The sequence below is a fragment of the Xanthobacter sp. AM11 genome (assembly GCF_047444035.1).
Taxonomy (GTDB): Bacteria; Pseudomonadota; Alphaproteobacteria; order Rhizobiales; family Xanthobacteraceae; genus Xanthobacter.
Genome location: NZ_JBLAOA010000001.1, coordinates 4,153,744 through 4,166,182 on the forward strand (window position 1 = coordinate 4,153,744; position 12,439 = coordinate 4,166,182).

Consider the following 12,439-nt stretch of genomic DNA (forward strand, 5'->3'; position numbering starts at 1 on the left):
AGACTCACTCGGGCGCATCGATCAGGGGGTTGGGCTGCGCCAGCCGCAACAGCGCCGGCCGGTCCACGATGCGCATCTGCGCGCCCTGGATCACCACGCCATGGGCCCGCAGGGTCGCGAACGCCCGGGAGAGATTCTCGGGCGTCATGCCCAGAAGCGAGGACAGGACGCGCTTCTCGAAGCCGAGGTCGACCACGCTTGCCCCACCCTGCCCCGCCTCCTCCTGAAGCAGCCAGTTGGCCAGGCGCTCGGCGCCGGTGCGCAGCTTCTGGTTCTTCACTTCCTTGACCGCCCGGCGGTAGCCGCGGGCAAGCTCGGTGACCACGGCGCGGGTGAAGGCGGCATCGGTGGCCAGGGCGGCCCGGACCTTCTCCGCCGGGATCATGAGCACCTGCGACTTCTCCAGGGTGCGGGCCGACTGGAGATTGACCTCGTCATTGAGCACCGCCGCGAGAATGAAGGTGCCCACCGGCCGCACGATGCTGAGGGTGGTGTCGCGCCCGTTGCTCGTGGCAAACATCTCCACCAGCCCCTCCACGACCACATGCAGGAAATCCGCCGGATCGCTCTCGTTGATGAGGACCACGCCGGGCGGGAACCGCTGCAGGAATCCGGCGTGCACCAGCGCCGCGAAGGTCTCCTCCCGCGCGTCGTGAAAAAGCGGCAGGCTGCGGATGGCAGCGGCGTCTTCGGGCCTCATGCGTTCCTCGATGGCGGCGAACGGGCGCATGGGACTCTATTGATTGATAAATGTCAATTGATAAATTGATTATCGCAAATACTATGTATTAAATACGCAAATCCTGCCACTGATTTGCGCGAAATCCACCTTCAAATCGTACACGCGCCTTCTATTACTGATATAAGTCAAAGATCGAGCATCGCGCCTGCCGCAGTTTCCGAGCCGCACGACCAGTCCGTGCCTTTGCAACAGGCGAGTAGAAGCCATGCAACCCATTCGAGACGTGAGCGCCGCGGACCAGCGGACCTCCCTCGCCATGAGCACCATCGCCTTCACCGTGTGCTTTGCGGTGTGGACGATCTTTTCCATCATCGGCATCCGCATCCGCCAGGACCTGGGGCTTTCGGACACCCAGTTCGGCCTGCTGGTGGGAACGCCCATCCTCACCGGATCGCTCATCCGCGTGGCCCTGGGCATCTGGACCGACCTTTACGGCGGGCGCGTGGTCTTCAGCCTGACCATGCTGGCGGCGGCCCTCGCCACCTTCCTTCTGACCTATGCCACCACCTATCCGCAGTTCCTCATCGCCGCCCTCGGCGTGGGCATTGCCGGCGGGTCGTTCGCGGTGGGCGTCGCCTATGTCTCGCGCTGGTATCCCGCCGGAAAGCAGGGCACCGCGCTGGGCATCTTCGGCGCCGGCAACGTGGGCGCGGCGGTCACCAAGTTCCTCGCCCCCTTCGTCCTCGTCGCCTATGGCTGGCAGATGGTGGCCCAGGTGTGGGCCGCGGCCCTCGTGGTGATGGCCATCGTGTTCTTCCTCACCACCAAGGACGATCCGGTGCTGGTGGAGCGCCGCCGCCTCGGCATCCGGCCGAAGAGCGCATGGCTGGAGCTTGAGCCGCTCAAGAACATCCAGGTCTGGCGCTTCGCGCTCTACTATTTCTTCGTGTTCGGCGCCTTCGTCGCGCTGGCGCTGTGGCTGCCCCAGTATCTGGTGAAGGTCTATGGCCTCGACATCAAGAGCGCTGGCATGATCGCCGCCGCCTTCTCGGTGCCGGCCAGCATCTTCCGCGCCTATGGCGGTCATCTCTCCGACGTCTACGGCGCCCGGCGGGTGATGTACTGGACCTTCCTGGTCTCGGTGGTGGCCACCTTCATCCTGTCCTACCCGCCCACCGCTTATGTGGTGCAGGGCATCCATGGCCCCATCGCCTTCCACATGGAAATGGGCGTGGTGGGCTTCACCGTCACCGTGTTCGTGCTCGGCTTCTTCATGGCCCTGGGCAAGGCCGCGGTCTACAAGCACATTCCGGTCTACTACCCCTCCAGCGTGGGCGCCGTGGGCGGGCTCGTGGGCATGATCGGCGGGCTCGGCGGCTTCATCCTGCCGCTCATGTTCGGCGTGCTTAACGATTTGACCGGCCTGTGGACCAGCTGCTTCATGCTGCTGTTCGTGCTCGCCGCCGGCTCGCTGGCCTGGATGCACCTCGCCATCCGCCAGATGGAGAAGGAGGCAACGGGCGAGACGCTGGAGCATCTGCCCCAGCTGCCGGAGATGCAAGGCATGCAGCCTGCGGCCGTCGCCACCCCGGCGCCGGTCAAGGGCGCCATTCTCACCGACTGGCGGCCGGAAGACCCCACCTTCTGGCAGAAGACCGGCCGGGCCATCGCGCGGCGCAACCTGTGGCTCTCCATCCCGGCGCTGCTGTTGTCCTTCGCGGTGTGGCAGGTGTGGTCCGTGGTGGTGGCCAAGCTGCCGCTGGTGGGCTTCCGCTTCACCACCGATGAGCTGTTCTGGCTCGCCGCCTTGCCGGGGCTGACCGGGGCGACGCTGCGCATCTTCTATTCCTTCATGGTGCCCATCTTCGGCGGGCGGCTGTGGACGACGCTCACCACCTGGTCGCTGATCATCCCGGCGGTGGGCATCGGCTATGCGGTGCAGAACCCGGACACGCCCTATGTGGTGCTGCTGATCCTGGCGCTGTTGTGCGGCTTCGGCGGTGGCAATTTCGCCTCTTCCATGGCCAACATCTCCTTCTTCTTCCCGAAGGCGGAGAAGGGCAATGCGCTGGCGCTCAATGCCGGCCTCGGCAATCTCGGGGTCAGCGTGGTGCAGTTCGTGGTGCCCCTCGTCATCACCATGGGCGTCTTCGGCGGCCTCGGCGGCGATCCGGCCATGGTGAAGGCGGCGGGCGGCACGGCCCCCATGTGGCTGCAGAATGCCGGCTTCATCTTCGTGCCGTTCATCATCCTGTCCGCCTTCGGGGCGTGGTTCGGCATGAACGACATCGCCGACGCCCGCGCCTCGTTCCGCGAGCAGGCGGTGATCTTCCAGCGCAAGCACAACTGGATCATGTGCTGGCTCTACACCGGCACCTTCGGGTCGTTCATCGGCTATTCGGCGGGCTTTCCGCTGCTGTCGAAGATCCTGTTTCCTGAAGTCAACGCCCTCGCCTATGCCTTCCTCGGGCCCCTCGTCGGCGCGCTGTCGCGCTCCGGCACCGGCTGGCTCGCGGACAAGTATGGCGGCGGGCGCGTCACCATCTATGTCTTCCTCTTGATGATGGCGGGCGTGTCCGGCGTGCTGTGGTCCATCGGCATGCGCTCCGAGCCCTGGGCATTCTGGGCCTTCTTCGGCTGCTTCCTGGTGCTGTTCTTCGCCACCGGGGTGGGCAACGCCTCCACCTTCCAGATGATCCCCACCATCATGGCGAAGGAGATGGACCGGCTGATGCCGGCCGCCGACGCCGAGACGCGCCGCCGGCAGGCGGAGAAGGAGGCGGCTGCCATCACCGGCTTCACCTCGGCCATTGCCGCCTTCGGGGCCTTCTTCATCCCCAAGGGCTACGGCTCCTCCATCGCCCTCACCGGCTCGCCCGAAGCGGCGCTGTGGGCCTTCCTCGGCTTCTACGTGAGCTGCCTTCTCATCACATGGGCCGTCTACACCCGTAAGGGCGGCCTGCTCCACGACATCGAGCGCGGGATCACCCCGCGCCCCACCCACCGTCCGGCCACGGCCGCGTAACGGGAGGCAGGAAGCACATGTCCCATTTCCTTGACCGTCTCACCTTCTTCCGCCGCGAAACGCAGACCTTTTCCGACGGCCACGGTATCGTCACCCACGAGGACCGCTCGTGGGAGGACGGCTACCGCAAGCGCTGGCAGCACGACAAGATCGTGCGCTCCACCCACGGGGTGAACTGCACCGGCTCGTGCTCGTGGAAGATCTATGTGAAGGGCGGCATCGTCACCTGGGAAACCCAGCAGACGGACTATCCCCGCACCCGGCCGGACCTGCCCAACCATGAGCCCCGCGGCTGCGCCCGCGGCGCCTCCTACAGCTGGTATCTGTATTCCGGCGCGCGGGTGAAGTATCCGATGATCCGCGGCCGGCTGCTCAAACTGTGGCGGGCGGCGCGGGCGAAGCTCTCGCCGGTGGCGGCCTGGGCCTCCATCGTGGAGAATGCGGAAAAGCGCGCCGCCTACACCTCCATCCGCGGTCATGGCGGCCTCGTGCGCGCCACCTGGGACGAGGTGAACGAAATCATCGCCGCGGCGAATGCCTACACCGTGCGCAAGCACGGGCCGGACCGGGTGGCGGGCTTCTCGCCCATCCCGGCCATGTCCATGGTCTCCTATGCGGCGGGGGCGCGCTATCTCTCGCTCATCGGCGGCGTGTGCCTGTCGTTCTACGACTGGTATTGCGACCTGCCGCCCGCCTCCCCCCAGACCTGGGGCGAGCAGACCGACGTCCCGGAAAGCGCCGACTGGTACAATGCCGGCTTCATCATCGTGTGGGGCTCCAACGTGCCGCAGACCCGCACGCCGGACGCCCATTTCTACACCGAGGTGCGCTACAAGGGCACCAAGAGCGCCGTGGTCTCGCCCGATTACGCCGAGGCGACCAAGTTCGCCGACATCTGGCTGAACCCGAAGCAGGGCACCGATGCGGCGCTGGCGCTGGCCATGGGCCATGTGATCCTGAAGGAATATCACCTCGACCGACAGGTGCCGTATTTCGACGACTACCTGCGGCGCTATTCCGACATGCCGTTCCTGGTGCGCCTGGTGGAGCGCAACGGGAAGCTCGTGCCCGAGCGGATGCTGCGCGCGTCCGACCTGCCGGGAGCGCTGGGCGAGACCAACAACCCCGAATGGAAGACGGTGGCGCTGGACGAGGCCTCCGGCGACCTCGTGGCGCCGCTCGGCTCCATCGGCCATCGCTGGGGCGAAGCGGCCAAGTGGAACCTGGAGGAAAAGGACGGGCAGGGCCGCGCCATCCGCCTGAAGCTGACGCTGGCCGACTGCGCCGACGAGATCGCGGCGGTAGATTTTCCCTATTTCGGCGGGCGGGCTACCGAACATTTCGTCGCCACCCAGCATGGCGAGATCCTCACCCGCAACCTGCCGGTGCGCACCGTGGCGGGCGCGGACGGAAGCGCGATGAAGGTCGCCACCGTCTACGACCTGATGATGGCCAATTACGGCCTCGACCGCGGCTTCGGTGGCGATCACATCGCCACCTCCTATGACGACGACGTGCCCTTCACCCCCGCCTGGGCGGAGCGCATCACCGGGGTGAAGCGCGACGCCATCATCACGGTCGCGCGCGAATTCGCCACCAATGCGGAGAAGACCAACGGGCGGTCCATGGTGATCATCGGCGCCGCCATGAACCATTGGTACCACATGGACATGAGCTATCGGGGGGTGATCAACCTCCTGGTGTTCTGCGGTTGCGTGGGCCAGTCCGGCGGCGGCTGGTCGCATTATGTGGGCCAGGAGAAGCTGCGTCCGCAAACCGGCTGGCAGCCCTTGGCCTTCGGCCTCGACTGGAGCCGCCCGCCGCGCCAGCAGAACGCCACCTCCTTCTGGTACGCCCACACGGACCAGTGGCGCTACGAGACCCTGACCGCCGGCGAGATCCTCTCGCCCACCGCACCGGAAGGCGACTGGGACCAGACCTTCATCGACTACAATGTGAAGGCCGAGCGCATGGGCTGGCTGCCCTCGGCGCCCCAGCTGAAGCAGAACCCGCTGGATATCGCCCGCCGAGCGAAGGTGGCGGGCCGGGAAGTGAAGGACTATGTGGCCTCCGCCCTGAAGTCCGGCGAACTGGAACTGTCCTGCCACGATCCGGACCACGAGGCCAACTGGCCGCGCAACCTGTTCATCTGGCGCTCCAACCTGCTCGGCTCCTCCGGCAAGGGGCATGAATACTTCCTGAAGCACCTTCTGGGCACGCAGAACGGCGTCATGGGCAAGGATCTCGGCGCGGAAGGCGCCGTGCGCACCAAGGAAGTCGTCTGGCATGACGAGGCGCCGAAAGGAAAGCTCGACCTCCTGGTGACGCTGGACTTCCGCATGTCCACCACCTGCGTCTACTCGGACATCGTGCTGCCCACCGCCACCTGGTACGAGAAGAACGACCTCAATACGTCCGACATGCATCCTTTCATCCATCCGCTCTCTGCAGCGGTGGACCCGGCGTGGGAAGCCCGTTCCGACTGGGACATCTACAAGGGCATCGCCAAGGCCTTCTCGCAGGCCGCTCCCGAGGTGCTGGGCGTGGAGGAGGACACCGTCCTCACCCCCATCCTGCACGACAGCGCCGGCGAGCTGGCGCAGGCCCTCGACGTGAAGGACTGGAAGACGGGCGAAGTGGAGCCGATCCCCGGCAAGACCATGCCCCAGGTCACCGTGGTGACGCGCGACTATCCCGCAACTTACGCCCGCTTCACGGCGCTGGGCCCGCTGATGGAGAGCATCGGCAACGGCGGCAAGGGCATCGCCTGGAAGACCGGGCACGAGGTGGATGCGTTGCGCGCCCTCAACGGCACCCATCGCGACGGGCCGGCCAAGGGCCTGCCGAAGATCGAGACCGACATCGACGCCACCGAGGTTATCCTCATGCTGGCGCCGGAGACCAATGGCGAGGTGGCGGTGAAGGCCTGGGACGCCCTCTCCAAGGCCACCGGGCGGGAACATGCCCACCTCGCTTTGGCGAAGGAGGACGAGAAGATCCGCTTCCGCGACGTACAGGCCCAGCCGCGCAAGATCATCTCCTCGCCCACCTGGTCGGGCATCGAGAGCGAGAAGGTCTGCTACAGCGCCGGCTACACCAACGTGCACGAGCTGATCCCCTGGCGCACGCTGACCGGGCGACAGCAGCTCTACCAGGATCACCTGTGGATGCGGGCCTTCGGCGAGGGCCTCGTCACGTGGAAGCCGCCGGTGGACCTGAAGACCATTGTCGGCCACCGCGGCGCCAAGCCGAATGGCTACAAGGAGATCGTGCTCAACTTCATCACCCCGCACCAGAAGTGGGGCATCCACTCCACCTATACCGACAATCTTCTCATGCTCACCTTGAACCGGGGCGGGCCGGTGGTGTGGATCTCGGAGGACGACGCGAAGTCCGCGGGCCTTGCCGACAACGACTGGGTGGAGGTGTTCAACGCCAACGGCGCGCTCACCGCCCGCGCCGTGGTGTCCCAGCGCGTCATGCCGGGTATGATGATGATGTATCACGCCCAGGAAAAGATCATCAACACGCCCGGCTCGGAGATGACCGGCAACCGCGGCGGCATCCATAATTCAGTGACCCGCACGGTGCTGAAGCCGACCCACATGATCGGCGGCTACGCCCAGCTGGCCTACGGCTTCAATTATTACGGCACAGTAGGATCGAACCGCGACGAGTTCGTCGTCATCCGCAAGATGAACAAGGTGGACTGGCTGGAAGAGCCCCTTTCGACCACTCTGGCCAAGGAGATGGCCCAATGAAGATCCGCGCCCAGATCGCCATGGTGCTGAACCTCGACAAGTGCATCGGGTGTCACACCTGCTCCGTCACCTGTAAGAACGTGTGGACGAGCCGCCAGGGCGTAGAATACGCCTGGTTCAACAATGTGGAAACCAAGCCCGGCGTCGGCTATCCCCGCGAATGGGAAAACCAGAAGAAGTGGAACGGCGGCTGGCGCCGCAAGGCCAACGGCAAGATCGAGCCGAGGATGGGCGCGAAATGGCGCATTCTCGCCAACATCTTCGCCAATCCCGATTTGCCCGAGATCGACGATTATTACGAACCCTTCACCTTCGATTATGAACACCTGCAGACGGCGAAGGAATCCAAGGCCTTCCCCACCGCCCGCCCGCGCTCCCTCGTCTCGGGCGAGCGGATGGAGAAGATCGAATGGGGGCCGAACTGGGAGGAGATCCTGGGCGGCGAGTTCGCCAAGCGCCGCAAGGATGCGAACTTCGAAGGCATCCAGGCCGACATCTACGGCCAGTTCGAAAACACCTTCATGATGTACCTGCCGCGCCTGTGCGAGCATTGCCTCAACCCGGCGTGCGCGGCCGCCTGCCCCTCCGGCGCCATCTACAAGCGGGAGGAGGACGGCATCGTCCTCATCGACCAGGAGAAGTGCCGGGGCTGGCGCATGTGCGTCTCCGGCTGCCCCTACAAGAAGATTTATTACAACTGGTCTTCGGGAAAGTCGGAGAAGTGCATCTTCTGCTATCCGCGCATCGAGGCGGGCCAGCCCACCGTCTGCTCGGAAACTTGCGTCGGGCGTATCCGCTATCTCGGCGTGCTGCTCTATGACGCCGACCGCATCGAAGAAGCGGCGAGCGTGAAGGACGAGACGAAGCTCTACCAGGCCCAGCTCGACCTCTTCCTCGATCCCAAGGACCCCGCCGTCATCGCCCAGGCCCGTGCCGACGGCGTGCCCGATGCCTGGATCGAGGCGGCGCGCCACTCGCCCATCTGGAAGATGGCCATGGAGTGGAAGGTGGCGTTCCCGCTCCATCCCGAATACCGCACCCTGCCCATGGTGTGGTACGTGCCGCCGCTCTCGCCCATCCAGTCCGCCGCCGCCGCCGGCAAGATGGGGATGGACGGCGAGATGCCGGATGTGCGCTCGCTGCGCATCCCTCTGAAGTATCTCGCCAACCTGCTCACGGCGGGCAATGAGGAGCCGGTCGCCCTGGCGCTGGAGCGCATGCTCGCCATGCGCGCCTACATGCGCGCCAAGACCGTGGACGGGCGCATCGACGAGGCCATCGCCACCAAGGTCGGCCTCACCGGCGCGGCCATCGACGACATGTACCAGGTGATGGCCATCGCCAATTACGAGGACCGCTTCGTCATCCCCACCGCCCACCGCGAATGGGGCGAGGACACGTTCGACCTGCGCGGCTCGTGCGGCTTCTCCTTCGGCAATGGCTGCTCGGGCGGCGAGAGCGAGCTGAACCTGTTCGGCAGCCCCGCGGCGAAGAAGCCCCGCACCCCCATGGAGGTGGAGTGATGACGTTCGGCGCCCCGAACCTCACCCTCAAGGCCCTGTCCGCGCTTCTTGCCTATCCGGGCGAGGAATTGGCCGCGGCCGTGCCGGCCATCGCCGGCGTGCTGGCCGGGGATGGACGCCTCGAACCGTCGGCGCAGGCGGGCCTTGCGCCCCTGCTGCACGCATTGGCCGAGGATGACATCTACGACCTGCAGGAAGCCTATGTGGCCCTGTTCGACCGCACCCGGCGCCTCAGCCTGCACCTGTTCGAGCATGTGCACGGGGAGAGCCGCGACCGCGGGCAGGCCATGGTGGACCTCGCCGCCCTCTATGAGAAAGGCGGGCTCGTCATCACCGCCAACGAGCTGCCGGACTTCCTGCCGCTCTTTCTCGAATATGCGGCGACACGCCCGCACGACGAGGCGGCCGGGCTGCTGAGGGACGTGGACCACATCCTCGCCACCCTTGAGGAGCGGCTCGCCGCCCGCAGCTCGCCCTATGCCGCGGTGTTCGGCGCCCTGCGCAGCCTCGCGGGGGAGGCGCGCCCGTCTTCGGCCGGAGTGGCGGAGCCCACTCCGGCCGAAGACCTCGCCGCCCTCGACAAGGAGTGGGAGGAGGCCGCCGTCACCTTTGGCCCGGGCGACGCCATGGGCGGCTGCTCCGTGGACCGCTTCCGCACCCAACTGCGCGCCGCCCAGCGCGACGCCCGCGATTCCGCCACCTGAAGGAGGCAGGACATGTCTGACGCCATCAATTCCGCGCTCTTCGGCTGGTATCCCTACCTGTGCCTCACCGTGTTCCTGCTCGGCAGCCTGATCCGCTTCGATCGCGAGCAATACACCTGGAAGACCGGCTCTTCCCAATTGCTGCGCAAGCGGCAATTGCGCTGGGGTTCCAACCTGTTCCACGTGGGCATCCTGGTCATCTTCATCGGCCATGCCGGCGGCCTGCTCACCCCCATCTGGGTGTTCGATGCGCTGGGGGTGTCCCACAGCTTCAAGCAGGGGCTCGCCATCACAGCGGGCGGCATCGCCGGGGTGATGTGCTTTGTCGGCATCGCGCTTCTGGCTCACCGCCGGCTGTTCGATCCGCGCATCCGGGCGAATTCCAGCTTCGGCGACACCGCCATCCTGCTCCTGTTGTGGGTGCAGCTCACGCTGGGCCTGTCCACCATCTTCATCTCGCTCCAGCACATGGACGGGCACGAGATGGTGAAGTTCATGAACTGGGCGCAGGGCATCCTCACCCTCCAGCCCTCGGCCGCCGCTTACGTGGCGGACGTGAGCCTCCTGTTCAAGGTGCATCTGGTGCTGGGGATGACCATCTTCCTCGTCTTCCCCTTCACCCGCCTCGTGCACGTGTGGAGCGCGCCGGTCTGGTATCTCGGCCGCACCGGCTACCAGGTGGTGCGCACCCGCCTGCCGCGCCGCGCCGGGGTTCCCGTGGCCGCGCGTGCGCCCATCGCCGCGGTGCGGCCGCCGGCCGGCCGGCCCGCCCGCAGCCCGGCGGAGTGAGCGCCATGACGCAGGTCACCAGCCACGCCGCCCCCGCCCGCGCCACGCGACCCGACGAGGTTTCGGTCAATGGCGTCATCATCTCCCGCGCCGAGATCGCGCGGGAGATCCAGAACCACCACGCGCCCACGCCGGCGCAGGCCTGGCACGCCGCCGCCCGCGCTTTGGTGGTGCGCGAGCTGCTGCTGGCCGAGGCCGACCGCCTCGACATCGCCGCCCGGCCCGCGGCCCACCCGGACGGATCGCGCGAGAGCGACGAGGAGGCCACCATCCGTGTCCTCCTGGAGCAGGAAGTGAAGGTGCCGACGGCGGACACGGCCACCTGCCGCCGCCATTTCGAACGTCACCGCGCCAGCTTCCGCACCGACGACCTGTTCGAGGTGGCGCACATCCTCATTCCCGCCGCCCCGGACGATGCCGGGGGCAGGGCCGAGGCGCGGGCGACGGCGCAGGCGCTGCTCGCGCAGATCCTCTCGGGCGAAGCCGCGTTCGAGGCGACGGCGAGCGCGCATTCCGCCTGCCCCTCCCGCGAGGTGGGCGGCAGCCTCGGCCAGATCGGCCGGGGGCAGACGGTGGCCGAGTTCGAGGCGGCGCTTTCCACCATGGCGCCGGGATCGGTTCATCCCGCGCCGGTGGAAACGCGCTACGGCTTCCACATCGTGCGCCTTGCCCACCGCATCGACGGACGCGAGCTGCCGTTCGAAACCGTGCAGCCGGTCATCGCCGGGCATCTGGAGCTGACCTCATGGCACATCGCCGTGCGCCAGTATCTGAGCCTGCTGGTGGGGCGCGCGCAGATCCGCGGCGTCACCATGGACGGGGCGGCCTCGCCCCTGGTGCAATAGGAGGCGGACATGCTGCTCGGCACCCTCCTTCAGCAGCTCCAGGACGGGCGGTTCGCCGAGGAGATCCTGTTCTCCCTCGGCGATGTGACCCTGGCGGCGCGGGCCGAGGCAGCCGGCGCCCCCTTCGGCGAGCCCGCGGCGGACTATGCCGCCGCCGCCTGCGCCCGCTTCAGCAATGGGGCTTCGGACGAGGACTGGCTCGCCCTCATGACCGCGCTGGAAAAGGGCACGGACCCCGCCGCCAGCTGCCTGCGGGCCATGGTGGAATGGGCCCTGAAGGCCGATGCGGCCGCCGCCGCGCCGCAGGAGGCCGGCTGCGGCTGCGGCGGCACCGGCGGCTGCGGCGGTCCCGCGCATGAAGCCCTCCCGGGAGGCGCGGATGGGGCGCCCTGATCCCGCAGGCCGGGCGCACGCCGTGTCCGGCGCCGTGCTCGACGAGCTGTTCGACAACAATCTCGCCTGGGCCCATGCCAAGAGCGCGCAGGACCCCACCTTCTTCCGCCGCCTCGCCGAGCAGCAGGCGCCCCGCTTCCTCTGGGTCGGCTGCTCCGACAGCCGGGTGCCGGCCAACGACGTGGTCGGCCTCGACCCGGGCGAGATCTTCGTCCATCGCAACATCGCCAACGTGATCCATTCCAGCGACATGAACATGCTGGCGGTGCTGGAATATGCGGTGGAGGTACTGCGGGTGCGCCATGTCATCGTCTGCGGCCATTATGGTTGCGGCGGCGTGCGGCGCGCCCTCGAAAATGCCGATGGCGCCGTGGGCGGCGGCCTGGTGGACCACTGGCTGGCGCCCATCGTGGAGCTGCATGCGCGCCACCGTCGCGCGCTCGATGCGCCGGGTCTCGCGGAAAAGCGGCTCGACCGCATGTGCGAGCTGAACGTGGAACTGCAGATCCGCCGCCTCGCCGCCACCCCCGTGCTGAAATCGGCCTGGACGCGCGGCCTGGACGTGACCGTCCACGGCTGGATCTACGGCATCGGCGACGGGCTGCTGCGCGACCTCGGCACCACCCTTTCGTCCTGCGCCGAGCTTGCCGCCCTGCGCCCTCTGGACACCCTGCTTGCCGCCCCGCAGGAACCCATGTCCGCCGCGCGGCTCCACGC

At 67.1% G+C, this 12,439-nt stretch carries 8 protein-coding genes and 1 pseudogene; 8 read left to right on the forward strand and 1 reads right to left on the reverse strand.

Translation table 11 applies throughout. The features are described 5' to 3' along the window. Positions 1–4 precede the first annotated feature (4 nt). Complete coding sequence (locus ACI7BZ_RS19000; RefSeq protein ID WP_414118695.1) at positions 5–700, reverse strand: cyclic nucleotide-binding domain-containing protein; 696 nt, start codon at positions 698–700, stop codon at positions 5–7. A gap of 247 nt (positions 701–947) precedes the next feature. Here ACI7BZ_RS19000 and ACI7BZ_RS19005 point away from each other — a divergent pair, with 247 nt between their 5' ends. The 8 genes and pseudogenes from ACI7BZ_RS19005 to ACI7BZ_RS19040 form a co-directional block, all read left to right on the forward strand. Beyond that, the gene (locus tag ACI7BZ_RS19005) at positions 948–3,707 is read left to right on the forward strand and encodes a nitrate/nitrite transporter (RefSeq protein ID WP_414118696.1); all 2,760 of its coding nucleotides are present in this window, start codon (positions 948–950) and stop codon (positions 3,705–3,707) included. Positions 3,708–3,724: 17 nt separating this feature from the next. Further along, positions 3,725–7,468, forward strand: coding sequence for a nitrate reductase subunit alpha (locus ACI7BZ_RS19010; protein ID WP_414118697.1), 3,744 nt, complete (start codon positions 3,725–3,727; stop codon positions 7,466–7,468). Next, entirely contained in the window at positions 7,465–8,991 is a 1,527-nt protein-coding gene (gene narH, locus ACI7BZ_RS19015; RefSeq protein ID WP_414118698.1) for a nitrate reductase subunit beta, read from the forward strand. Before ACI7BZ_RS19010 ends, narH begins: the two co-directional genes overlap by 4 nt. Further along, a complete protein-coding gene (narJ, locus tag ACI7BZ_RS19020) occupies positions 8,991–9,695 on the forward strand; it encodes a nitrate reductase molybdenum cofactor assembly chaperone (RefSeq protein WP_414118699.1) in 705 nt (234 codons plus the stop codon). Before narH ends, narJ begins: the two co-directional genes overlap by 1 nt. A 12-nt stretch (positions 9,696–9,707) precedes the next feature. Further along, the gene (gene narI, locus ACI7BZ_RS19025) at positions 9,708–10,484 is read left to right on the forward strand and encodes a respiratory nitrate reductase subunit gamma (protein WP_414118700.1); all 777 of its coding nucleotides are present in this window, start codon (positions 9,708–9,710) and stop codon (positions 10,482–10,484) included. 5 nt (positions 10,485–10,489) lie between these two features. Next, positions 10,490–11,329 (forward strand): peptidylprolyl isomerase, encoded by an 840-nt coding sequence (locus ACI7BZ_RS19030; protein WP_414118701.1) that lies wholly within the window; start codon positions 10,490–10,492, stop codon positions 11,327–11,329. A 9-nt stretch (positions 11,330–11,338) separates the two neighbouring features. Continuing rightward, positions 11,339–11,722 carry a hypothetical protein gene (locus ACI7BZ_RS19035; RefSeq protein WP_414118702.1) on the forward strand — a complete coding sequence of 128 codons (384 nt, stop codon included), beginning with the start codon at positions 11,339–11,341 and terminating at the stop codon, positions 11,720–11,722. Next, positions 11,709–12,389 (forward strand): annotated as a pseudogene (locus tag ACI7BZ_RS19040) (carbonic anhydrase); the annotation flags it as partial. The gene ACI7BZ_RS19035 and the pseudogene ACI7BZ_RS19040, both read left to right, overlap by 14 nt. Between the last annotated feature and the right edge of the window lie 50 nt (positions 12,390–12,439).